The sequence below is a fragment of the Pseudomonas sp. B10 genome, assembly GCF_900156235.1.
GTDB lineage: Bacteria > Pseudomonadota > Gammaproteobacteria > Pseudomonadales > Pseudomonadaceae > Aquipseudomonas > Aquipseudomonas siliginis.
In genome coordinates, this window is record NZ_LT707063.1 from 5,152,624 (window position 1) to 5,174,044 (window position 21,421).

The 21,421-nt window shown below is 60.9% G+C and carries 25 protein-coding genes; 10 read left to right on the forward strand and 15 right to left on the reverse strand.

Features of this window, described 5'->3' with window-relative positions; all coding sequences use genetic code 11:
- Positions 1 to 11: 11 nt before the first annotated feature.
- Complete coding sequence (locus BXA01_RS23355; protein ID WP_016771135.1) at positions 12 to 323, reverse strand: DUF962 domain-containing protein; 312 nt, start codon at positions 321 to 323, stop codon at positions 12 to 14.
- Positions 324 to 488: 165 nt separating this feature from the next.
- On the opposite strand from BXA01_RS23355, the gene BXA01_RS23360 reads away from it, so the two are divergent.
- Positions 489 to 1,550, forward strand: a complete 1,062-nt coding sequence (locus BXA01_RS23360) for an AraC family transcriptional regulator (RefSeq protein WP_217850574.1) — start codon at positions 489 to 491, stop codon at positions 1,548 to 1,550.
- Here the strand turns inward: BXA01_RS23360 and BXA01_RS23365 are convergent.
- Positions 1,507 to 2,961, reverse strand: a complete 1,455-nt coding sequence (locus tag BXA01_RS23365; protein ID WP_076566535.1) for a TrkH family potassium uptake protein — start codon at positions 2,959 to 2,961, stop codon at positions 1,507 to 1,509. The two genes, BXA01_RS23360 and BXA01_RS23365, sit on opposite strands and share 44 nt — an antisense overlap.
- 121 nt (positions 2,962 to 3,082) lie before the next feature.
- On the opposite strand from BXA01_RS23365, the gene BXA01_RS23370 reads away from it, so the two are divergent.
- Entirely contained in the window at positions 3,083 to 3,649 is a 567-nt protein-coding gene (locus BXA01_RS23370) for a nitroreductase family protein (RefSeq protein WP_076566537.1), read from the forward strand.
- A gap of 111 nt (positions 3,650 to 3,760) precedes the next feature.
- On the opposite strand, the gene BXA01_RS23375 is transcribed toward BXA01_RS23370, so the two are convergent.
- The 6 genes from BXA01_RS23375 to BXA01_RS23400 all read right to left on the reverse strand — a co-directional run bounded on the left by BXA01_RS23375 (position 3,761) and on the right by BXA01_RS23400 (position 8,310).
- Positions 3,761 to 5,101 (reverse strand): sensor histidine kinase, encoded by a 1,341-nt coding sequence (locus tag BXA01_RS23375; RefSeq protein WP_076566539.1) that lies wholly within the window; start codon positions 5,099 to 5,101, stop codon positions 3,761 to 3,763.
- Between the two features lie 176 nt (positions 5,102 to 5,277).
- Positions 5,278 to 5,730 carry a Spy/CpxP family protein refolding chaperone gene (locus BXA01_RS23380; protein ID WP_042607494.1) on the reverse strand — a complete coding sequence of 151 codons (453 nt, stop codon included), beginning with the start codon at positions 5,728 to 5,730 and terminating at the stop codon, positions 5,278 to 5,280.
- A gap of 259 nt (positions 5,731 to 5,989) precedes the next feature.
- Positions 5,990 to 6,667, reverse strand: coding sequence for a response regulator transcription factor (locus tag BXA01_RS23385; protein WP_016771129.1), 678 nt, complete (start codon positions 6,665 to 6,667; stop codon positions 5,990 to 5,992).
- Between the two features lie 7 nt (positions 6,668 to 6,674).
- On the reverse strand, positions 6,675 to 7,085 hold the full coding sequence (locus BXA01_RS23390; RefSeq protein ID WP_039761083.1) for a translation initiation factor 2: 411 nt from the start codon (positions 7,083 to 7,085) through the stop codon (positions 6,675 to 6,677).
- Between the two features lie 327 nt (positions 7,086 to 7,412).
- Positions 7,413 to 7,712, reverse strand: a complete 300-nt coding sequence (locus BXA01_RS23395) for a YciI family protein (RefSeq protein WP_016771127.1) — start codon at positions 7,710 to 7,712, stop codon at positions 7,413 to 7,415.
- Between the two features lies 1 nt (position 7,713).
- Positions 7,714 to 8,310, reverse strand: a complete 597-nt coding sequence (locus tag BXA01_RS23400) for a septation protein A (RefSeq protein WP_016771126.1) — start codon at positions 8,308 to 8,310, stop codon at positions 7,714 to 7,716.
- 87 nt (positions 8,311 to 8,397) lie between these two features.
- On the opposite strand from BXA01_RS23400, the gene BXA01_RS23405 reads away from it, so the two are divergent.
- The 6 genes from BXA01_RS23405 to rluB all read left to right on the forward strand — a co-directional run bounded on the left by BXA01_RS23405 (position 8,398) and on the right by rluB (position 13,378).
- Positions 8,398 to 9,261: a PHP domain-containing protein gene (locus tag BXA01_RS23405; RefSeq protein WP_039761090.1), complete on the forward strand. Its 864-nt coding sequence runs from the start codon at positions 8,398 to 8,400 to the stop codon at positions 9,259 to 9,261.
- Between the two features lie 13 nt (positions 9,262 to 9,274).
- On the forward strand, positions 9,275 to 9,904 hold the full coding sequence (locus BXA01_RS23410) for an L-threonylcarbamoyladenylate synthase (RefSeq protein ID WP_041478985.1): 630 nt from the start codon (positions 9,275 to 9,277) through the stop codon (positions 9,902 to 9,904).
- A 123-nt stretch (positions 9,905 to 10,027) separates the two neighbouring features.
- Positions 10,028 to 10,726: a segregation and condensation protein A gene (locus tag BXA01_RS23415; RefSeq protein WP_172828192.1), complete on the forward strand. Its 699-nt coding sequence runs from the start codon at positions 10,028 to 10,030 to the stop codon at positions 10,724 to 10,726.
- A gap of 11 nt (positions 10,727 to 10,737) precedes the next feature.
- The gene (scpB, locus tag BXA01_RS23420) at positions 10,738 to 11,697 is read left to right on the forward strand and encodes an SMC-Scp complex subunit ScpB (RefSeq protein ID WP_076566541.1); all 960 of its coding nucleotides are present in this window, start codon (positions 10,738 to 10,740) and stop codon (positions 11,695 to 11,697) included.
- A gap of 126 nt (positions 11,698 to 11,823) precedes the next feature.
- Positions 11,824 to 12,015: a DUF1289 domain-containing protein gene (locus BXA01_RS23425; RefSeq protein ID WP_073472829.1), complete on the forward strand. Its 192-nt coding sequence runs from the start codon at positions 11,824 to 11,826 to the stop codon at positions 12,013 to 12,015.
- A 142-nt stretch (positions 12,016 to 12,157) separates the two neighbouring features.
- Positions 12,158 to 13,378, forward strand: coding sequence for a 23S rRNA pseudouridine(2605) synthase RluB (gene rluB / locus BXA01_RS23430; protein ID WP_024012076.1), 1,221 nt, complete (start codon positions 12,158 to 12,160; stop codon positions 13,376 to 13,378).
- Positions 13,379 to 13,668: 290 nt separating this feature from the next.
- On the opposite strand, the gene BXA01_RS23435 is transcribed toward rluB, so the two are convergent.
- Entirely contained in the window at positions 13,669 to 14,634 is a 966-nt protein-coding gene (locus tag BXA01_RS23435) for a leucyl aminopeptidase (protein WP_076566543.1), read from the reverse strand.
- Between the two features lie 71 nt (positions 14,635 to 14,705).
- A complete protein-coding gene (locus BXA01_RS27150; protein WP_003222780.1) occupies positions 14,706 to 14,843 on the reverse strand; it encodes a hypothetical protein in 138 nt (45 codons plus the stop codon).
- 892 nt (positions 14,844 to 15,735) lie between these two features.
- Between BXA01_RS27150 and BXA01_RS23440 the strand changes: the two genes are divergently transcribed.
- Positions 15,736 to 17,148 (forward strand): amino acid permease, encoded by a 1,413-nt coding sequence (locus BXA01_RS23440; RefSeq protein WP_076566544.1) that lies wholly within the window; start codon positions 15,736 to 15,738, stop codon positions 17,146 to 17,148.
- Between the two features lie 223 nt (positions 17,149 to 17,371).
- Positions 17,372 to 17,785, forward strand: a complete 414-nt coding sequence (gene arfB / locus BXA01_RS23445; RefSeq protein WP_016771119.1) for an alternative ribosome rescue aminoacyl-tRNA hydrolase ArfB — start codon at positions 17,372 to 17,374, stop codon at positions 17,783 to 17,785.
- Here the strand turns inward: arfB and BXA01_RS23450 are convergent.
- The 5 genes from BXA01_RS23450 to BXA01_RS23465 all read right to left on the reverse strand — a co-directional run bounded on the left by BXA01_RS23450 (position 17,782) and on the right by BXA01_RS23465 (position 21,348).
- Positions 17,782 to 18,969: an MFS transporter gene (locus BXA01_RS23450; protein ID WP_076567803.1), complete on the reverse strand. Its 1,188-nt coding sequence runs from the start codon at positions 18,967 to 18,969 to the stop codon at positions 17,782 to 17,784. The genes arfB and BXA01_RS23450 overlap by 4 nt on opposite strands.
- A 112-nt stretch (positions 18,970 to 19,081) precedes the next feature.
- Positions 19,082 to 19,264, reverse strand: a complete 183-nt coding sequence (locus tag BXA01_RS23455) for a hypothetical protein (protein WP_039761215.1) — start codon at positions 19,262 to 19,264, stop codon at positions 19,082 to 19,084.
- A 70-nt stretch (positions 19,265 to 19,334) separates the two neighbouring features.
- Positions 19,335 to 19,466 carry a hypothetical protein gene (locus tag BXA01_RS27440; protein WP_016771117.1) on the reverse strand — a complete coding sequence of 44 codons (132 nt, stop codon included), beginning with the start codon at positions 19,464 to 19,466 and terminating at the stop codon, positions 19,335 to 19,337.
- 332 nt (positions 19,467 to 19,798) lie between these two features.
- Positions 19,799 to 20,992, reverse strand: coding sequence for an amino acid aminotransferase (locus tag BXA01_RS23460; RefSeq protein WP_076566546.1), 1,194 nt, complete (start codon positions 20,990 to 20,992; stop codon positions 19,799 to 19,801).
- A complete protein-coding gene (locus BXA01_RS23465) occupies positions 20,992 to 21,348 on the reverse strand; it encodes a 4a-hydroxytetrahydrobiopterin dehydratase (protein WP_076566548.1) in 357 nt (118 codons plus the stop codon). Before BXA01_RS23465 ends, BXA01_RS23460 begins: the two co-directional genes overlap by 1 nt.
- Positions 21,349 to 21,421: the final 73 nt, after the last annotated feature.

Consider the following 21,421-nt stretch of genomic DNA (forward strand, 5'->3'; position numbering starts at 1 on the left):
CAGACCCTCATTCAGAACGCCACGCGACCGAGAATCATGTCGCGGTACATGACGAAATCGCCGAGCAGGCTGTACAGCGGATGCTGAAATGTCGCCGGGCGGTTTTTCTCGAAAAAGAAATGGCCGATCCAGGCAAAGCTGTAACCGGCCAGAGGTAGCGCGAGCAACAGCAGCCAGGCGCCTTTGGCGATGCTCAGGGCGAGAATGAAGATGACCAGAGAAGTGCCGATGAAATGCAGACGACGGCAGGTGCTGTTGCTGTGTTCGGCGAGGTAATACGGGTAGAACTCGGCGAAGCTGTTGAACTGCTTGATGTTTTCCACGACCGCGCTCTCTGTGGTGATTGTTCTGGCGACAAGTTGTTCGGCGGGGAGCTTATTTGAGTCTAGAGTGATCATTGGCGTGGGCCAGTGACAATCGGCGCCACTTTAGTATCCTTCGCAAATAGGGCGGTTATCTGCAGCCCGTCATGTAAAAGAATAACAACCATGAGCGAACGAACGACTTCTGCAAGCTGGGCGATGGGGATTGTCAAAGCACTGGAGATGGACGGCCTGGATTGCCGGGTTCTGTTCAGACAACTGGGGCTGGATTTCAGTGCCCTGGAAGATCCGGATGCGCGCTTCCCGCAAGACTCCATGACCCGGCTCTGGCAGCGCGCGGTCGAGGTGTCCGGCAACCCGGCGATCGGCCTGAACATGGGCAAAGTGGTGCGCCCGGCCTCGTTTCACGTCGCCGGCTACGCGCTGATGTCGAGCAATACCCTGGCTGAAGGCTTCCAGCGTCTGGTGCGCTATCAACGCATCATTGCCGAAAGCGCCGACTTGAGCTTTCGCTTGCTCGACGAAGGTTACGCGCTGATTCTCACCGTGCACGGCGATCACCTGCCGCCGACCCGGCAGAGCGCCGAAGCTTCACTGGCCTGCGCGTTGGCGCTGTGCGGCTGGCTGACCGGGCGTCCGCTGCACCCGGTCAAAGTGTTGGTTCAGGGCGATCAGCCGACAAATCTGCAACCTTATAAAGAAGCCTTTCACGCACCGCTGGTGTTCAACGCGCCATACGACGCGTTGATCTTCGAACGGGCCGACATGGAGGCGCCGCTGCCGACAGCCAACGAAGCCATGGCGCTGTTGCATGATCGCTTTGCCGGGGAATATCTGGCGCGGTTCTCCGAGAGTCGCGTGACACACCGGGCACGCCAGGTGCTGTGTCGTTTGTTGCCCCAGGGCGAGCCCAAGCGTGACACCGTGGCGCAGACGCTGCACCTGTCGCAGCGCACTTTGCAGCGGCGCTTGCAGGAGGAGGGCACCAGTTTCCAGCAATTGCTCGACGACACCCGCCGTGAACTCGCCGAGCAGTATCTGGCGCAACCGAGCATGACCTTGCTGGAAATCGCCTACCTGTTGGGCTTTGCCGACCCGAGCAACTTCTTCCGCGCGTTCCGCCGCTGGTTCGACACCACGCCCGGCGAGTACCGCTTGCGCCTGGCGCAGGTGCCAGATGCGGTCAATGACGCCAGAACGCCGGAATACACAGCACAAACACCGTAATGATCTCCAGTCGGCCGAGCAGCATGCCGAACGACAGAATCCATTTCGCCGCATCCGGCAGGGTCGCGAAGTTGCCGGCCGGGCCGATGGTTTCGCCCAGGCCCGGGCCGACGCCGGACACGGTGCTGGCGGCGCCGGTCAGTGCGGTCATCCAGTCGACTCCGAGCAGCGACAGCAGCAGGGCGATCACGCAGATGGTGATGGCGAAGAAGAACGAGAAAGTCAGGATCGAACGGACAATTTCTTCGTCGAGGCGGTGACCGTTGTACTTCTGCTTGATCACCGCGCGCGGGTGGATCAGCTGATTGAGGTTGGCCTTGAGCAGGATATAGGCGACCTGGAAACGGAAAATCTTGATCCCGCCCGCCGTCGATCCTGAGCAGCCGCCGACAAAACCCAGATAGAAAAACAGCATCAGCGAGAAGTTGCCCCACAGGCTGTAGTCACCGAGGGCGAAGCCGGTGGTAGTGACTACCGAGGTCACGTTCAGCGCCACATGCCGCAGCGCTTCCAGCCAATGCAGCTTGGTGGTCCACCAATACCAGGTGCCGAGCACCAGCCAGGTCACCAGCAACATTGCCAGCAAACCCTGCACCTGTTGATCGCGGATCAACGCTTTGCGATTGCCGCGCAACGTCGCGACGTACAGGGTGAACGGCAGGCTGCCGAGGATCATGATGACGATGGCCACCCAGTGCACCGCCGGTTGTGTCCACTTGGCCAGCGACTGGTCGGAGGTCGAGAAACCACCGGTGGAAATCGCCGACATCGCGTGGTTGATCGCATCGAACGGGCTCATTCCCGCCCACCAGAACGCCAGGCTGCCGAGAATGGTGATACCGACGTAGGCCGCCACAATCAACCGCGCCACCATGTGCGAACGCGGCATGACCTTTTCCGAACGGTCCGAGGATTCGGTCTGGAACAGGCGCATGCCACCGATGCGCAGTAGCGGCAGAATCGCCACCGCCATGCCGATGAAGCCGATGCCGCCGATCCAGTGCAGCAGCGACCGCCACATCAGAATCCCCGGCGACATGTTGTCCAAGCCGTTGAGCACGGTGGAACCGGTGGCGGTGATCCCGGACATGCTTTCGAAGAACGAGTCGGTGTAGCTGATGTGCTGGGTCAGCAGAAACGGCAGCGCGGCGAAAATGCACACCACCAGCCAGCTGCTGACCGTCAGCAGATACATGTCGCGCGGGCGCAGGTGAATGTGTTCCGGTCTGCCGGGGATCACCAGGGCGAGGCCGGCGATAAAGGTGATCATGCTCGCCCAGAGGAACGACGGCAGGTCGCTGGTGCGCTCGAAAATCACCAGCGTGGCCATCGGCACGACCATGGCCACAGCCAGCGTGATCAGGAAGATGCCGATGATAAAACCAATGATCCGTAAGGTCGGCAACGCCATGAAATCCGCTCGGGCTGGTGGGAGAAGGGCGCCATTCTACCTGTGGGGCAAGGCATGTAAACCGGCAGGCGCTGCGCAGATGAAGCTAGAATAGCCGCACATTTTTCAAAGGAGGTGGCCGATGCAGGCTCTCGACGCGTTGCTCAACCGTGTTTCCGTTCCCCGCTTGGTCGAACCGGCCCCTACTGCCGAGCAGCGCGAAGCCCTGTTCGGCGCGGCCTTGCGTGCCCCGGATCACGGGCATTTGCAGCCGTACCGCTTTTTGACCGTCGAAGGCGCGGCACGTGAGCAAATGGGCGAGTTGCTGGCCGAGGCGGCCCGCCAGCAAGCCGGCGAAGTCAGCGAAGCGATGATCGACAAGGCCCGCAACGGCCCACTGCGCGCGCCGCTGGTGGTTGTGGTGATCGCGAAATTGCAGGAGCACGTGAAATACCCGAAGGCCGAGCAACTGCTCACGGCGGGGTGTGCGGCCCACGGGATTTTGCTCGCGGCGTATGCGCAGGGGATTGGCGCAGTGTGGCGCACCGGGGATCTGGCGTACTCGAAGCATGTGGCCGAAGGTTTGGGACTGGCGGAAGGCGAGGAAGTGATCGCGTTTCTCTATCTCGGCACGCCGCAGAAAGAGCCGCGCGTGGCGGAGAAGGTTGATCTGGCTGAGTTCGTCAGCGCCTGGCCCGCTAAAGCCTGAGCCGATTTCAACTGTGGGAGCGAGCCTGCTCGCGAAGACGGAGTGTCAGTGGTCATATTGGTTGACTGACACACCGCTTTCGCGAGCAGGCTCGCTCCCACATTTTTTGCTTCAGGGCTGGACCACGACTCCCGGTACCAAAGGCAATTCCAGACTCGCCACAAAGCCGCCCTGCGGATGATTGGCCAGTGTCAGCGAGCCGCCATGCCGTTCCGCCGCGCGCTTGGCAATCGCCAGCCCCAGGCCATGCCCGGCAGCGGTCTGCCCCGGCGCGCGATAAAACGGTTCACCCAACTGACTCAGATGTTCGGTCTGCACCCCCGGCCCGTGGTCGCGCACGCTGATGACAATCCGCTCTCCCTGCCGCGCAGCCTGCAAGTCGATCGGCTGATCGCTCGGGTTGAAGCGCTGGGCGTTGCGCAGCAGATTATCCACGGCGCGCTCGATCATCGTCGGCCAGCCTTTGAGATTCAGTTGTGGCTCGGCGTGCAGGCGCACGGTCTGCTCGGGGGAGCTGAGCTGCGCATCCTTTTGCAGCGTGGCGAGCAACGCATTCAGGTCGACTTCTTCAGCGCTGGCGTTGTCGGCATCGACTCGCGCCAGCACCAGAATTTCACTGATCAACGCCTCCAGCCGATCGCATTCGCGGGTCAGGCGTGGCCACAGTTTTTCGCGCTCTTGCGGGTTGGCACGCTCGGCCAAAGCCAACGCAATGCGCAGGCGCGCCAGTGGTGAGCGCAGTTCGTGGGAGACATCGCGCAGTAGCTGGCGCTGACTGCCGATCAGGCTTTGCAGGCGCGCGCCCATGCGGTTGAAATCGGTGGCCAGCACGCCGAATTCGTCACGGCGGTTGGCCAGTTTCGCCAGACTGTTCTGCTGATATGTGGTCTGCCCCAGATCATGCACCGCGCCGCGCAAGCGACTCAGTGGGCGGGTGATGGAGAAAGTCACGAGCAAACTGAACAGGGTCAGCACCACCAGCGCGATGCCCAGCGCACTCAGCGGCCAGAGCAGGCTTTCGCGGTGCCAGGCGTCGAGTTCCGGGTGCGGGATGCGGTAGATGAACAGGTAGGTATCACCGGTTTTTTCACTGGTGATCTCGTCGGTCAGACGCCGCCATGGCAGGCGGCGGTCATCGTTGTTCTGCCGCGCTTCGAATGCTGCGGCGCGGCGCGGGAAGGTGCCGCGCACCACCGGATCGCCGGTTTCGTTGAGCACTTGAACGTCGATGTGATACTGGCGTTTGCGTTGTTCGAGGATGTCCTGGGCGGCTTCCTCGCCTTGGGTTTCGTAAGTCTGCGTCCATTCTGCGGCCAGCGTGTTGAGGCCGGGATGGCGGCTGAGAATCCACGCGTCCTGATTGAGCATGTGCCCGAGCAGAATCGACAGCCCGGCTACCAGAGCGATGGCCAGCCAGAAGCTCGCAAGAATCCGCCAGAACAGTGAACGCACAGAAACTCCTCGAAAATCACACCGTTCAAATGTGGGAGCGAGCCTGCTCGCGAAGGCGTAGTGTCAGTCAATCCATCGCTGGCTGATACACCGCCTTCGCGAGCAGGCTCGCTCCCACATTCGATTTGAATGGAACAGGCCCGACGAGGTGAGTCGTCGGGCCCAGGGTCAAGCCATTATTGCGCCTTTTGCGCCTGCTGCGCTTTCCAGGCCTTGAACTCGGCCCATTCGGCGCGGCGTTCGGCGCGTTTCTTCTGGATCTCGTCGAACTGCTTCTGTTGCTCGGGTTTGAGCAGTGCCCGGACATCGGACTCGGCTTTCTTGTGGTTGGCCGCGATCTCGTCCTTCATGGCTTTCTGGTCGGCCGGCGAGAGTTTCTCCAGGTACTTGTCGACCACCTGCTTACGCTCGTGCATCTGCTCGCCCATGATCTTGCGAATCTGCTCGCGCTGTTCGCGGGTCAGGTCGAGCTGGCTGTACGGGCCTTTGCCGTGCATACCGCCGTGCATCTGACCGCCGTGGCGCGGGCCATCCAGTGGACCACCGAGCGGACCGCCATCTTGCGGCATGGCCATGGCCACGGTTGGCAGAGCGGCAGCGAACATCAGAGCGATAAGAGTCTTGCGCATGGTGTATCTCCTTGTCTCGTTCCCGGTACGTTCCGGATGAGTGCAGATTACGCAGATCAAGGTCAGCGGCGGTCAGCGCAGCGTAAAGCTTCGGTAAAGACGTTTCGTGCCCGGCCTTACACATATCCAGTGCAGGAGGTGCTGAAGGCTGCGATCTGATCGTTCCCACGCTCTGCGTGGGAATGCAGCCGAGGACGCTCTGCGTCCTGCAGCCTGAAGATCGCCGCCTTGGGCAGCTCGTACACGGAACAAGATGGTTTTACAGGCTGTAGTAGTAACCACGGCTACGCAGCGCGACGATGCGCGGGCGGCCGTCGGGGTGGGGGCCGATTTTTTTGCGCAGGTTGCTGACGTGCATGTCGAGGCTGCGGTCGTACAGGGTCAGCTTGCGGCCGAGGGCCAGTTGCGCCAGTTCCTGTTTGTCCAGCGGCTCGCCGGGCTGCTTGAGCAGGGCTTCGAGCAGGCGGCTTTCGGAGACGGTCAGGGTCAGTTCTTTTTCGTCGATGCTGACTACGCCGCGCACCGGGCTGAAACTCAGATCACCCAGCTCAAGTTGCGTCGATACGGCGGCGGGATGGCTGCGGCGCAACACGGCGCGCAGGCGCGCGGTCAGTTCGCGGGGGTCGCAGGGTTTGGCCAGGTAATCGTCGGCGCCCAGTTCGAGGCCGAGGATGCGGTCCAGCGGTTCGCCACGCGCTGACAGCATCAGCACCGGCAGGTCGGCGTGGTCGTTGCGCAATTGCTTGAGCAGTTCCAGACCGCTGCCGTCGGGCAGCATCACGTCCAGCACTACCGCCGCCGGGGCGGTTTCGGCCAACGCCTTGCGGGCGCTCTGGCCGTCGTGGCAGGCGCGCACCTGGAAGCCTTCCTGGCTCAACCAGCTACTCAGGAGTTCGCACAACTCCTGGTCATCATCAATCAATAACAGCTCGCTCATGACTCACTCAATTTAGCCATTGCCGACGTTTTCGGCTTGCACCACTGGCAAAGATACCGCAGAGCAGCGCCAATAGCGCTACCCCGGCGCCAGTGACGAACCACTGCTGTTGATCGGTCAGCAAACGCGGCAGCGGGCTGGCCTGGGCTTCCTTGAGTTGCAGCTTCAGACGCTGGTTCTCCTGGCGCAGCCGGGCGAGCTGGGCGCTTTCGCGAGTGTTGTCGGCATTTTGCAGTTGTTTGTTCAGTTCTTCGCGCTGCTGCTCACTGGCCTTGAGCCGCTGTTGCAGCTCGGTGATCTGGCTGCCGGCGCTCAATGACAATGGCGTCGAGCTGCCGCCTTCGGTGGTTTCCTCACCATGGGCGGGGGCCATGATCGACAACGTGAGCAACATCAGACACAACGGACCCTTGCGCATCGCGACACCTGTTTCCAAATGGATATTGGGCAGGTTGTCGGCAGGCAAACGAGAATAATGAGCGATTGAGATGGGTGAGAAGCGAGAAGGTTCAGTGCGCAGGACGTGATGTTGGTGGCTGACAAATAATTCGTGGCTGATGAATATTCTGTGGCGAGGGGATTTAGCGAAACGTCGCACCGCCCCGTTGGGCTGCGTAGCAGTCCTGAAATGGGAGCATGCGGTGTGTCAGACACACCGCGTTGGATGGGTATTGGGGCGGCTTCGCCACCCAGCGGGGATGAATCCCCTCGCCACATAAAACCCGTCGGCATTTCAATAGCGGGATTACGGCAGGACTTGCTTGAACGGCTTGACGATCACGTTGGCGTAGACGCCGGCGGCAATGTACGGGTCGGCATCGGCCCAGGCCTGTGCGGCGCTGAGGGAGTCGAACTCGGCGACGATCAGGCTGCCGGTGAAACCCGCTGCGCCCGGATCATTGCTGTCGACGGCCGGGTGCGGGCCGGCCAGCACGATGCGGCCTTCGCCCTTGAGCGCTTGCAGGCGTTCCAGATGCGCCGGTCGCGCGGACAGGCGAGCTTCCAGCGAGTTGGCAACGTCGGTGGCAATGATGGCGTAGAGCATGTCAGTCCTCGGTTTTTGGCGTTGTGGTATCGGTGTCATGCAGATGGCGCGACAGGTAAACGCCCTGTGCGACCAGGAACAGCACGGTCATGCCCAGGCTGCCGAACACCTTGAAGTCGACCCAGATGCTCTGGAAGGTGAAGGCGACGAACAGGTTGGCTGCGCCGCAGAACAGGAAAAAGCCGATCCAGGCGATGTTCAGGCGCGTCCAGACCGGGTCCGGCAGGGTCAGCGCGTGGCCCATGATGCGTTTGATCAGCAGGCGATCGCCGATGAAATGGCTACCGATGAACGCCGCAGCGAACAGCCAGTTGACCACCGGCGCTTTCCATTTCAGGAAGGTTTCGCTGTGGAAGGCCAGCGTCAGGCTGCCGAACACCAGACAGGCGATCAGCGTCAGCCACTGGCTCTTTTCCAGCTTGCGCTGCTTGATGAACAGCGCGCCGTACACCACCAGGGAGCTGATGATCAGCATCGCCGTGGCGCTGTAGATACCGCCTACGGTCACTTGCTGGCCGGCAATGTCGACGACCCGTGGATCAAGTTTGTAAACGATGAAGAACAGCAGAAGCGGGATGAAATCGATGAATTGTTTCACAGTGAGAGCCAGAAGCTGGATGTGGCGGCATAATAACAAACATATGGGCGCGCGATAGCGCCAGCTGATTTGAGGTTACAACTCCCCGTGAATGTTGATTTGCACTGCCACAGCACGGCCTCCGATGGCGCCCTGGCGCCTGCGGTTCTGGTTGCGCGAGCGTTCGAAAACGGCGTGCGAGTCCTGGCGTTGACCGACCACGACACTCTTGAGGGGCTCGCCGAGGCGCGTACTGCCGCCACCGAGTTAGGCATGCAACTGGTCAACGGCGTCGAATTGTCCTGCACCTGGGGCGGGGCGACCATTCATGTGCTGGGCTACGGTTTCGACGTCAACGCCGCGCCGTTGGTCGAAGCGATCGCCAAATTGCACGATGGCCGCTGGCTGCGGTCCGAAGAAATAAGCCGCAAGCTCGCACTCAAGGGGATGCCCGGTGCCCTCGACGGCGCCCGGCAGATCCAGCAGGAACTGGGCGACAGCGGCAACGCGCCGGCCCGGCCGCATTTCGCCGACTGGATGGTGCGTGAAGGTTATGTAAAGGATCGCGCCGAGGCATTTCGCAAATGGCTCGGCGCCGGCAAACTCGGCGACGTCAAACTGCACTGGCCGACGCTGGAAGACACCGTCGGTACCCTGCGCGCCGCCGGTGCCTGGGTCAGCCTGGCGCATCCATGGCACTACGATTTCACCCGTAGCAAGCGCCGAAAGCTGATTGCCGACTATATTCAAGCAGGCGGGCATGCTATCGAGGTGGTCAATGGCCATCAGCCCGCAGAACAGGTGGGCAGCCTGGCGATCCTTGCCCGTGAGTTCGGTCTGCTGGTCAGCGCCGGCAGTGACTTCCATGGCCCTGGCGGCTGGTCCGAGATCGGCCAGTACCGGCCGGTTCCCGAGGACCTTCCACCCCTGTGGTGTCGGTTCAAACATGACACAGATATTGCCGCCGTCTGAACAGGTAGAGAATGTGAGTCAATTTTTCCAGATACATCCGGAAAACCCGCAAGCGCGCCTGATCAAACAGGCGGTCGAGATCATCCGCAAGGGCGGGGTGGTGATTTATCCCACGGACTCGTCCTACGCCATCGGTTGCCAGATCGGCGACAAGACCGCCATCGAGCGTGTGCGACGGCTGCGTCAGCTCGATGAAAAGCACAACTTCGCGCTGATCTGCAGCGACCTGTCGCAACTGGGCAATTACGCCAAGATCGACACCGGCACCTTCCGCATTCTCAAGGCGCACCTGCCGGGGCCTTACACCTTTATTCTCAACGCCACCCGCGAAGTGCCGCGCCTGTTGCTGCATCCGAAAAAACGCACCATCGGCCTGCGCGTGCCAAGCCATCCGATCGCGCTGGCGCTGCTGGCCGAACTCGGCGAGCCGCTGATGAGCGTGACGCTGATCATGCCCGGCGATGAAGACCCACTCACCGATCCCTACGAAATGCGCCAGCTGCTCGAGCACCAGGTCGATCTGATCATCGACGGCGGTTTTGGCGGCATCAAGGCCTCAACGGTGATTGACCTGACCGGCGACGACCCGGAAGTGGTCCGCGTCGGTTGCGGCGATCCGACGCCGTTCATGGTCGAGGCCTGAATGTCCGCAGTGGAAACCGTGGTCGATCCTCAGGCCGGCGCCCAGCAGGAACTGCCGTTCGCGATGGTCTATGGTCAGGCGGTCATGGAAATGCCGCTGGACCTGTACATCCCGCCGGATGCGCTGGAAGTCTTTCTTGAAGCCTTCGAAGGCCCGCTCGACCTGCTGCTGTACCTGATCCGCAAACAGAACATCAACATCCTCGACATCCCGGTGGCGGAAATCACTCGCCAGTACATGGGCTACGTCGAGTTGATGCAATCGGTGCGTCTGGAGCTGGCGGCCGAATACCTGGTGATGGCGGCGATGCTCGCCGAGATCAAATCGCGCATGCTTCTGCCGCGCGCCGAAACCGTCGAAGATGAAGAAGACGATCCACGCGCCGAACTGATCCGCCGCTTGCAGGAATACGAGCGCTTCAAGGCTGCTGCCGAAGGTATCGATGGGCTGAGCCGGGTCGGCCGCGATGTGATCGTGCCCAAGCTCGACGCCCCGGAAGCGCGGGCGCGAAAGCTGTTGCCCGACGTCGCGCTGGAAGAGATTCTGATGTGCATGGCCGAAGTCCTGCGCCGTGGCGACATGTTCGAAAGCCACCAGGTCAGCCGTGAAGCGCTGTCCACCCGCGAGCGCATGAGCGATGTGCTGGAACGGCTCAAGGGCGGCGGTTTTGTGCCGTTTGTCGAGCTGTTTACCGCTGAAGAAGGTCGCCTCGGTGTGGTGGTGACCTTCATGGCGATCCTTGAACTGGTCAAGGAATCCTTGGTCGAGCTGGTGCAGAATGAGCCGTTCGCCGCGATCCACGTGCGAGCCCGAGCCGAATAACGAGTCCCTGTATGAACCTGACTGAACCCCGCGAGCTGGCGTCCCTGCTTGAAGCCTTTCTGTTGGCCTCGGGAAAGCCGCAATCCCTTGAGCGCCTGTATGAACTGTTTGAAGAAGGCGAGCGGCCCGAGCCGGCGGTCTTCAAGAAAGCCCTGACCCTGCTCGGCAAGTCCTGCGAGGGCCGCGCCTTCGAGCTCAAGGAAGTCTCGTCGGGCTATCGCTTGCAGATCCGCGAGAAGTTTTCACCGTGGGTCGGCCGTCTCTGGGAAGAACGCCCGCAGCGCTATTCCCGTGCGTTGCTGGAGACCATCGCGCTGATCGCCTATCGCCAGCCGATCACCCGTGGCGAGATCGAAGACGTGCGTGGCGTGGCGGTCAACAGCAACATCGTCAAGACCTTGCTCGAGCGTGAGTGGATCCGCGTCGTCGGCTATCGCGACGTGCCGGGCAAACCGGCGATGTTCGCCACGACCAAGGCGTTTCTCGACCACTTCAACCTGAAAAACCTTGAAGACCTGCCGCCGCTGGCCGAACTGCGCGAGATGGAAGCCGAACCGGTGCTCGACTTCGATGACGCGCCGGTGCCGCAGAGTCTGCAGGAACTGGCCGACGCCAGCGCCGAGCCGGAGGAGGAGAAGGAAGAAACCAGTTTCCATTCCCTGCTGCTGGAGCTGGACAGCATGGAAGAGGGCATCAAAACCGATTTCGACGATTTGCTGCGCGATGCGGTGGATGGCGAAGCGCCGGTGCCCGAGCCTGAGATTATCGAGCCGGTTGTTGAAGTTGAAGTTGAAGCGGCGCCTGACGCCGAACCGGAAGAGGACGTCCTGGGTGTCGCCGAGGCCCGCGAGAAACTCCTGGCCGCTGTCGCCGACCTCGAACAGCCTGAACCAGACCTCAGCGAAGAAGAAGCCGAAGCCCGCGCACTGGCCGAGGCGATCGAAGCCGAACGGCGCGAGTTCCACGATTGATCCGGATCCTTGTGGGAGCGGGCTTGCCCGCGATTGCGGTGGGTCAGATCCAATGATGTTGACTGACACTCCGCTATCGCGGGCAAGCCCGCTCCCACAGGGTTTGATGTGTTTCTGGAGAGGATGATGAGCTCAACCAAAGACCCCTGCATCAGCCTCTGCAAATTCTCCGAAGACATCTGCCTGGGTTGCGGCCGCAGCAAGCGCGAGATCAAGGCCTGGAAGAAGCTCGACAAGGACGACAAACGCACGGTGCTGGCCGAAGCCGCGCTGCGCCTGATCAAACTCGGTGGTGCCGGTCGGCGGAAAAAGAAATAACCGGCAATCGATCAGCTAGTCTCTGATGCGCGACGGCGCACATCCGCGTATGATTCGCGACCCTTCGCCGATCCCTTCGGCCTGGACCCAGTTTTCAATACTTCAGGCGCCGCCTGAACAGACCACACCGGGAGGTGCCCAGATGAGTGACATCAATCAGAAAGACGACCAGGAAATCGGCCCAGCAGGCGAAAAGCTGCAGAAAGTCCTCGCCCGTATCGGCGTCGGCTCGCGCCGTGACGTGGAATCCTGGATCAGCCAGGGCCGGATCAAGGTCAATGGCAAAGACGCCACCCTCGGCCTGCGCGTCGACATGCACGACGCCATTACCATCGATGGCAAGGTGATCAAACGCGAAGAGGCCGCCGAATCGGTGCGCCGCGTGATCATGTACAACAAGCCCGACGGCGAAATCTGCACCCGTGACGACCCGGAAGGCCGTCCGACCGTGTTCGACAAGCTGCCGCGCCCCAAAGAAGGCCGCTGGATCAACATCGGCCGTCTCGACATCAACACCACCGGTCTGCTGATGTTCACCACCGACGGTGAACTGGCCAACCGTCTGATGCACCCGTCCTACGAGATGGACCGCGAGTACGCCGTGCGTGTACGCGGTGAAGTCGACGACGAGATGATCGAACGCCTCAAGGCCGGCGTGGTGCTGGAAGACGGTCCGGCGCGTTTTACCGACATTCAACAGGCGCCGGGCGGTGAAGGCTTCAACCACTGGTACCACTGCGTGGTCATGGAAGGGCGCAACCGTGAAGTGCGTCGTCTGTGGGAATCGCAGGGTCTGGTGGTCAGCCGTCTGAAGCGTGTGCGTTTCGGTCCGGTGTTCCTCAACTCCGACCTGCCGATGGGCCGCTGGCGCGAAATGAGCCAGTACGAAGTCGACGTGCTCAGCGCCGAAGTCGGCCTGACCCCGGTGGCAATGCCGCAGCTGAACGCCAAGAGCAAGGACAAGCTCGAACGCATGCAGCGCAAATCGTCGCGGCCGATGGCCAAGACCGAGCGCGTGCGTACCCTGCGTCCAGCCGCTGGCGCACCCACCGCACCGCGCCCGAGCCGTGAGCCGCAGATCGAAGGCGAGCGTCCAGGTCGCAAGCCAGTCGCCCGTGACGGCGAGCGCGCACCGCGTCCGGCCAACGGTCGCACTGAGCGTGGCGAAGGTCGTGCACCGGCCGGTCGCGGTACGCCAGTGGCGGATCGTCCAGCCGACACCACCAACAAGCGCCCGGCCAAACCGGCGCCGAAGCGTCCGGGGATCAAACTGGTCGACGGCGACAAGCCCTCGGGCAAGCGTCGTGGCGCACCGGCAGGTTCCGGTCAGCGCCCGGGTTTCGGTCGCAAAAAGCCGGAATAAGGCAGCTGTGAGTTACTAGCTGCAAGCTACAAGCTACAAGCTACAAGCTACAAGCTGAAGCAAAAACGCCAACCTCAGGGTTGGCGTTTTTTTGTCTGGACGAAAATCTGTGCTGACACCGATCGTTCCCACGCTCTGCGTGGGAATGCATCAACGGACGCTCCGCGTTCGGCTTTGGAAGGGACGCGGAGCGTCCCGGGCTGCATTCCCACGCGGAGCGTGGGAACAATCATCTGCGGCTTACATAAATCCCCTGTGGGAGCGAGCCTGCTCGCGAAGGCGTAAGTCGCCTAAAACACAAACCGCCCGTCGAAAACCGGCTTGTCATCCAGCGCCAACACCCCGCCAGAAAAGATCAGATCCAGGTGATGACTGCCCTTGGCACCACCGCCCAATCCAAGATGCAACCCACAATGCCGCTCCTCAAACCCGGCATTGCGCGCATACAGATCCTTCACGCCTTCATTGGTGCCAATCCCCAACTCCTCAATCCGCCGGTTCGACGGGTTGGCATCCAGGTACTTGTTGAAATCATGTTCCAGCCCCGGCACGTCGGTGGCGATTCGGCTGATGGTCGAGTTCTCGATCCACAGCTCCAGCGGTGATTCCAGCACGCCGTACTTGCGCGCGAAGGGGATAGTGCTGAGGAAGGTGCCCTTGAACTTCACATGGCCGTTGATAGCTTCGCTGTGGGTGGCGATTTCGCCGGGGGCGAGGTCGAAGTTGCCGACGCCGTTGATGTCGGTCCACTTTTTGATGCTGCTCATCGGTGTTTCGAACCATGAGCCGTGATCGTCCTTGAAACTCAGCGTGGTCGCCTGGGACATGCGCTGGATCAAGTGACTGTTGAGTCCGGCGATGCGTTGCGGGGTGATGCTGAAGGTGTCGTAGAAATAGTCGCCGTAGTCCTTGAACAGCAGCGACTTCTTCCAGTTTTCCGCCATGACCGCTTGCAGCGCACGAACGAACTCCGGGCCATCGGGACGCGGGTTGGGCAGGGTGGAAGAGTCGTAGAAGAAAATGTACAGATCGCTGTCGGCAATCGCCGCGGACAGCGCTGCGGTGCTTTCCAGGTCAAGGCGCCGGGCGCTGAACTGAAAGCGCGGATGCTCGCCGGCCTGTTCGGCAATGGCGCCGGTCAGGGCTTCGTAATCGGCGGTGTGGCCAAGCATGACCTTCGCCGAGTCGAGGCCGGCGAGGGCAGGGTGATGTTCGAGGTAGTAAAGGAAATGCGAGATGGCGCGGGGCTTGTCCATGAATCCTCCCTGACTGACCGGGGAATGAAGCGGCAGGCACGACCGGCCGGACCGTGCCTGCCCGGGATGTCTTACAGAGGCCACATCGCCGTGCCGAACGGAACCACCGCGTCGGCTTGCATCATTTCCACAGCGGCCTCATGGGTTGGCGCTTCAAACCATTCGTCCAGTTGCAGTTCGGTATCCAAGTCTTTTTCCAGTGCTTGCATGGTCGATCTCCTAGAGAATTTCACGGTTTATGACTGACCGGTCGAGGTGGCCGGTGAGACGTGAAAAACCTAGTTGAGCGTTTTTGTGAATGCAAAAATTTATCCATTTAATTTTTAAATAGACTTTTTGTTCTGTTTTTCGGGATGAATTTTCTTATTTGAAAACAAAAAACTAGGTTGGTGAAATTGATAGCAAGCTAGCTACCGTCAATATGCAGACGTCCTTCGGAAATTTCTGATTCGGAAAATATTCGTTACGCCTTGTAAAGAAAACCTGACGATATTGGCCCGCCAACGCGGTGATTTCCCGTCTCGCCATCCGTTGTAAGGAAAAGCTTCCGTAACCCGACGGAGCGTGCGCCACGCAGGGCTCTGGCGCGCTTGTTTCCAGCCTTCAGGCAGGGTGTGATGCGCCCCATGCCTGTCGTGCAGGCGAATAACAAGAAGGAGGCGCAATGTACGCCGCGACTGATTTCCACTTCTCCCCGTGGGACGGTTTTTTCCTCGTCCCCGTCGATGGCCTGCAAAGGCCTGACTCACATTTTGCAGCCGCTCGAGACTGTCGAGGCGGACACATGCAATCCCGGCAACCGACACGCTGATCAGGCGGGTCTGGCAGCAGGGGGTTAGCGGTGTACAATGCGCCGCGTTTTAACTGTGACCCTCTGCGTAATCGCAAAAATCTCGAGGCTATCCGCCTTGTTCACTCCGCCGCGCCACAAGCGTGCCGGGTTCGATTTCGTCACAGATAAAAACAAACAGGTGACGCATGACCGTTGTAAATGAGCTGAACTCCTGGTGCCTGCGCTGGGGTTTGATCGGGGCTGCCTGAAATCGCAACCTTGCAGCAACGTCTACTGAACATCATCAAACCTTGCGTGAGACCTTTTTCATGAGTGGACAACCCTCGCAATCAGGCGAGCTAAAGCGCGGCCTGAAAAATCGGCATATTCAACTGATCGCCCTCGGTGGCGCGATCGGTACCGGATTGTTCCTCGGTTCTGCCGGGGTACTGAAATCCGCCGGCCCGTCGATGATCCTCGGCTACGCCATTTGCGGCTTCATCGCCTTCATGATCATGCGCCAGCTCGGCGAAATGATCGTCGAAGAGCCGGTGGCCGGCTCCTTCAGCCATTTCGCGCACAAATACTGGGGCGGTTTCGCCGGTTTCCTTTCGGGCTGGAACTGCTGGATTCTGTACATTCTGGTGGGCATGTCGGAGCTGACAGCGGTCGGCAAGTACATCCATTACTGGGCGCCGGACATCCCGACCTGGGTCTCCGCTGCTGCATTCTTCGTGCTGATCAACGCGATCAACCTGGCCAACGTCAAAGTCTTCGGTGAAGCCGAATTCTGGTTTGCGATCATCAAGGTTGTGGCCATCGTTGGCATGATCGCACTGGGCAGCTACCTGTTGGTCAGCGGCCATGGCGGCCCGCAAGCCTCGGTGAGCAACCTGTGGTCCCACGGCGGTTTCTTCCCCAATGGTGTGAGCGGTCTGGTGATGGCCATGGCGATCATCATGTTCTCCTTCGGCGGTCTGGAAATGCTCGGTTTCACCGCCGCTGAAGCCGACAAGCCAAAAACCGTGATCCCGAAAGCGATCAATCAGGTGATCTACCGCATCCTGATTTTCTACATCGGTGCACTGGTGATCCTGCTGTCGCTGACTCCTTGGGACAGCCTGCTGGAAACCCTCAATGCGTCGGGCGATTCGTACAGCGGCAGTCCGTTCGTGCAGGTGTTCTCGATGCTCGGCAGCAACACCGCCGCGCACATCCTCAACTTCGTCGTGCTGACCGCCGCGCTGTCGGTGTACAACAGCGGCACCTACTGCAATAGCCGTATGCTGCTGGGGATGGCCGAGCAGGGTGACGCGCCGAAAGCTCTGGCGAAGATCGACAAGCGCGGCGTGCCGGTGCGTTCGATTCTGGCGTCGGCGGCAGTGACGCTGGTCGCCGTGTTGCTCAACTACCTGATCCCGCAGCACGCGCTGGAACTGCTGATGTCGCTGGTGGTTGCGACGCTGGTGATCAACTGGGCGATGATCAGCTACTCGCACTTCAAGTTCCGCCAGCACATGAATCGGACTAAACAGACGCCGCTGTTCAAGGCGCTGTGGTACCCGTACGGCAACTTCGTCTGCCTGGCGTTCGTGGTGTTCATCCTCGGCGTGATGCTGCTGATCCCGGGGATTCAGATCTCGGTGTACGCGATTCCGGTGTGGGTGGTGTTCATGTGGGTCTGCTACCTGATCAAGAACAAGCGCAGTGCCCAGCAGGCGCTGCCAGTGATCGCCAAGTAACCGCTCAAGCGGAAACAGCAAACCCGGCCAAGTGCCGGGTTTGTTGTTTTGAAATGGAAAAATCTGGCATCACACCGAACCCTGTGGGAGCGAGCCTGCTCGCGAAAGCGGTCCATCAGAAACATCTGCATCGACTGACACACCGCCTTCGCGAGCAGGCTCGCTCCCACAGAGGTTGAGTGAATCAGGTTATCCTGCACGCTCTGATTACGGACGCTTTTCCATGCTGGTGATTTCCAACAATGTGCATCTGCCGGATGCCGAGATCGAATTGACCGCCATCCGCGCGCAAGGCGCCGGTGGGCAGAACGTCAACAAGGTCTCCAGCGCCATGCACTTGCGCTTCGACATTCCCAACTCGTCATTGCCGGAGTTCTACAAGGAACGCCTGCTGGCGCTGCGTGACAGCCGTATCACCAGCGATGGCGTGCTGATCATCAAGGCGCAGCAATATCGCACCCAGGAAGCCAACCGCGCCGACGCGCTGGAGCGGCTGGTCGAGCTGATTCTCAGCGCCACCAAAGTGGAAAAGAAACGCCGCCCGACCAAGCCGACCCTCGGTTCGAAGAAGCGTCGGCTGGAGTCGAAAACCAAGCGCGGCAGTATCAAGGCCGGGCGCGGCAAGGTGGACTTCTAAACCTCGCGATACTTCGCCGTGTGCCTATACAGATAGATACTCAAGCCAAGTCCGCTCAACGCCGCGAAGGCTGCGAACAGAAAGATCGAAGCAAAACCGAACCCCGCCGCAATCGCCCCGGCCAGCGGCCCGGTGATCCCCAGCGACAAATCAATGAACAGTGAATAGGCACCGACCGCCGCGCCACGGCTTGAGGCCGGCACCAGATTCACCGCCTCCACGCCCAGCGCCGGGAACACCAGCGAGAAGCCGAAACCGCTCAGCGCCGCACCGGCCAATGCCCAATGCGCATCCGGTGCGATCCACAGCAGCAATAGCCCCAACGTTTCCACCGACAGGCAGGCAATCGCCACGCGGAATCCGCCGAGGCGGTTGATCAGGTTGCCGAACAGCAGCCGCGCGCCGATGAAGCTGGCGCCGAACAGGCTCAGGCACAGCACGGCGTTGTCCCAGTGCTGGGTCGCGTAATACAGGGTGATGAAAGTGGCGATGGTGCCGAAGCCGATCGAGCCCAGCGCGAGCCCGCAGCCGTGGGGGAAGACTTTGCCCAGCACATGCATGAACGGCAAGCGTTCACCGGCGACGATCGGCGCGGCGGTCTTCGGCCATGCCAGCGCCAGACCGAGCAGGGCGAGAAGGATGATGCTCACGCCCATGCTCCACAGCCCCAACCTGCTTACCAGCCATACACCGAACGGCGCGCCGATCGCCAGGGCGCCGTAACTGGCGATGCCGTTCCAGGAAATCACTTTCGCCGTATTCGCCGCGCCGACCCGGCCGATGCCCCAGCCAATCGAACCGGAACCGACCAGGCTTTCCGCGCTGCCCAGCACCAAACGGCCAATTAAGAGGCTGATCAGACTGAGCAGCGGCAGGTTCGGTGTCCACGCGGAAATCAGCATGAACACACCGCTCAAGCCGCAACCAGCGAGGCCAATCATCACTGCGCGTTTACTGCCCTGGTTGTCGATGATCTTGCCGGCATATGGACGGCTGAGCAGGGTGGCGAGGTATTGCACGCTGATCACCAGCCCGGCGATCACCGCACCGAAACCAAGGTCACTGTGGACATAGCCCGGCAACACGGCGAGCGGGATGCCGATGTTCAGGTAACCGATGAAGGTGAAGAGGACGATGGAGACAACTTGCAGCGTAACCGCCAGCGGACGCTGGGGCTCGGATATAGACGACATGGGTAACGATCCACGGGAGCAGCAGATTAGATAGGCTGCTCATGATACCGGCGTGAACCGTTCAGGGGCGGGGAAAAGTAAAACTATTTGCCGGGCGGCGCTTTCAGGATTTCGCCGGGGCCACCAATTGCGTGGTGACGAGGGCGGCGAGGGCGTTTTCTTCGCTGCCGAAACGTTCGAGCAGGGCGGCCTGTTTCTCGGGTGAGAGGCGATTCCAGATCTCGATCATCTTCTCGGTGGCGCCGATCAGCACGGCAGCTTGGCTTTCGGAGAATTCGTCGGTCATGGCGGGCTCGGGTTTCAGGCAGTGTGGAAAGCGCATGTTAGCGCTTTCCACACGGTCTGTACGGCGGGTCTTACTCTTCGCTGTCGGCTTTGCGGCTGTCAGCGGCTTCTTGCGGCTCGGGCTTTTCAGCGCCGGCGTGTTGCGGGGTCGTCTGCTCAGGTACGTGCAGGCTTGGGAAGGGGAGATTGGGAATCTCGTGCATGGGTGCGCTCCTCGCTAAGTCTGTTGATAGATCAGGTGCTCCGCGCTTTACAAAGCCTGCGCAGGATACAGCAGGAAAAATGACAATCAGACTTTTAATTCAAATTAATGCGACAGATGGCCGCAGGGCGCGAGATCAACCGAAAACTAAATGTGGGAACGGGCCCTGTGGTGAGGGGATTCATCCCCGCTGGGCTGCGAAGCTGCCCCAGACCCTGCATTCGCGGAATGTCTGACACTCCGCGATCAACGGTGTACGACTGCTGCGCAGCCGGTCGGGGATAAATCCCCTCACCACAGGGCTCGCTCCGACCGGGTTGCGTACTGCAAAAACTATTTGCAGGCGTCGGCGATGGCGTCCGCGAGCAAGGCGAGGCGGGTGGCGTCGATGCCGGCGACGTTGGCCCGGCCCGAGCTGACCATGTACACGCTGTGCCGCTCGCGCAGGGTTTTCACCTGTTCCGGCGACAGGCCGGTGTAGGAGAACATCCCGCGTTGCACACCGATGTGCGCGAAACGCTCGCGCAAACCGTGCGGTTCCAGCGCCTCGACCAAGCCGCTGCGCAACTGCGCGATTCGCAAGCGCATCGCTTCTACTTCATCGGCCCAGCGCGCTTTCAGCTCTGGATCGGCAAGGATGGTCGCGACCACCGCCGCGCCGTGATCCGGCGGCGTCGACCACAGATTGCGGGCGATATTGGCCAGTTGGCTGCGGATGTCGATGAGCTTGTCAGCGCTGGTCGCGCAGACGATCAGCGCACCGGTACGGTCGCGATACAGGCCGAAGTTCTTCGAGCAGGAACTAGTGATCAGCAGCTCCGGCACTTGCGCCGCGAACAGCCGAGTCGACCAAGCGTCCTGATCGAGGCCATCGCCAAAACCCTGATAGGCGAAGTCGATCAGCGGCAGCAGATCGCGGCTGCGCACCACTTCAAGCACGCGCTTCCAGTCGTCATGGCTCAGGTCGAAACCGGTCGGGTTGTGGCAGCACGCATGCAGCAGCACCACGTCGCCCTTCGGCACTTCCTTGAGCACGGCGAGCATCGCTTCGACGTCGAGGCGATTGTCACTGCCCACATAGGGGTAGTGGCTGACCTTGACCTTGGCGGCGGCGAAAATGGTTTCGTGAATCGGCCAGGTCGGGTTGCTCAACCACACGCCTTTGCCCGGCAGGCATTGGGCGATGAAGTCGGCAGCCAGACGCAGGGCGCCGGTGCCGCCCGGGGTCTGGGTGGCGCCGGCGCGTTGTTCGGTGATCAGTTGCGAGTCGGCACCGAGTACCAGCTCATTGATGACCTTGCCGAACAGCGGATTGCCGTGGCCACCGATGTAGGTCTTAGTGTCCTGGCTTTCGACCAGTCGCGCTTCAGCGATTTTCACCGCTTCCGGGATCGGCGTCAGGCCCTGGGCATCCTTGTAGACGCCAACGCCGAGGTCGAACTTGCGCGGATTGGCATCCTGCGCATAGGCCTCCATCAAACCTAGAATCGGGTCGCCGGGGACCCGGCCGATGGCGTCGAAGTGCATTACTTGCGTCCTTCTGCGGTCTTGGCCACTTCGTCAGTGCGCGCAGCCATGATGAAGTCGTTGCGGTGCAGGCCTTTGATCGAATGGCTCCACCAAGTCACGGTGACTTTGCCCCACTCGGTCAGCAGGCCTGGGTGGTGGCCTTCGGCCTCGGAGATCTCGCCCACGGCGTTGGTGAACGCCAGCGCATGCTTGAAGTTCTTGAACAGGAAAACTTTCTCCAACTGCATGATGCCGTCGCGTACTTCGATGTTCCAGTCAGGGATCTGCTTGATCAGGATCGGCAGTTCTTCATCGCTGACTTTTGGCGCATCGGCGCGGCAGGCTTCGCAGTGGGCTTGGTTCAAAGTCGACATGGTGGATTCCTGAAAACGAGTGTGTTTTTTATTAAAGCGCGTGGGCCGTCAATGCCGTCACGCTAAAGCAAAG

Bases quoted from the DNA above. Each gene is read 5' to 3' on its own strand.
- rluB (WP_024012076.1), top strand. From the start codon at position 12,158: ATGAGTGACATCAATCAGAAAGACGACCAGGAAATCGGCCCAGCAGGC.
- BXA01_RS23390 (WP_039761083.1), bottom strand. From the start codon at position 7,085: ATGCGCAAGGGTCCGTTGTGTCTGATGTTGCTCACGTTGTCGATCATG.
- BXA01_RS23425 (WP_073472829.1), top strand. From the start codon at position 11,824: ATGAGCTCAACCAAAGACCCCTGCATCAGCCTCTGCAAATTCTCCGAA.
- BXA01_RS27440 (WP_016771117.1), bottom strand. From the start codon at position 19,466: ATGCACGAGATTCCCAATCTCCCCTTCCCAAGCCTGCACGTACCTGAG.
- BXA01_RS23465 (WP_076566548.1), bottom strand. From the start codon at position 21,348: ATGTCGACTTTGAACCAAGCCCACTGCGAAGCCTGCCGCGCCGATGCG.
- BXA01_RS23395 (WP_016771127.1), bottom strand. From the start codon at position 7,712: ATGCTCTACGCCATCATTGCCACCGACGTTGCCAACTCGCTGGAAGCT.
- BXA01_RS23460 (WP_076566546.1), bottom strand. From the start codon at position 20,992: ATGCACTTCGACGCCATCGGCCGGGTCCCCGGCGACCCGATTCTAGGT.
- BXA01_RS23360 (WP_217850574.1), top strand. From the start codon at position 489: ATGAGCGAACGAACGACTTCTGCAAGCTGGGCGATGGGGATTGTCAAA.
- BXA01_RS23440 (WP_076566544.1), top strand. From the start codon at position 15,736: ATGAGTGGACAACCCTCGCAATCAGGCGAGCTAAAGCGCGGCCTGAAA.
- BXA01_RS23455 (WP_039761215.1), bottom strand. From the start codon at position 19,264: ATGACCGACGAATTCTCCGAAAGCCAAGCTGCCGTGCTGATCGGCGCC.
- BXA01_RS23365 (WP_076566535.1), bottom strand. From the start codon at position 2,961: ATGGCGTTGCCGACCTTACGGATCATTGGTTTTATCATCGGCATCTTC.
- scpB (WP_076566541.1), top strand. From the start codon at position 10,738: ATGAACCTGACTGAACCCCGCGAGCTGGCGTCCCTGCTTGAAGCCTTT.
- BXA01_RS27150 (WP_003222780.1), bottom strand. From the start codon at position 14,843: ATGCAAGCACTGGAAAAAGACTTGGATACCGAACTGCAACTGGACGAA.
- arfB (WP_016771119.1), top strand. From the start codon at position 17,372: ATGCTGGTGATTTCCAACAATGTGCATCTGCCGGATGCCGAGATCGAA.
- BXA01_RS23380 (WP_042607494.1), bottom strand. From the start codon at position 5,730: ATGCGCAAGACTCTTATCGCTCTGATGTTCGCTGCCGCTCTGCCAACC.
- BXA01_RS23385 (WP_016771129.1), bottom strand. From the start codon at position 6,667: ATGAGCGAGCTGTTATTGATTGATGATGACCAGGAGTTGTGCGAACTC.
- BXA01_RS23435 (WP_076566543.1), bottom strand. From the start codon at position 14,634: ATGGACAAGCCCCGCGCCATCTCGCATTTCCTTTACTACCTCGAACAT.
- BXA01_RS23370 (WP_076566537.1), top strand. From the start codon at position 3,083: ATGCAGGCTCTCGACGCGTTGCTCAACCGTGTTTCCGTTCCCCGCTTG.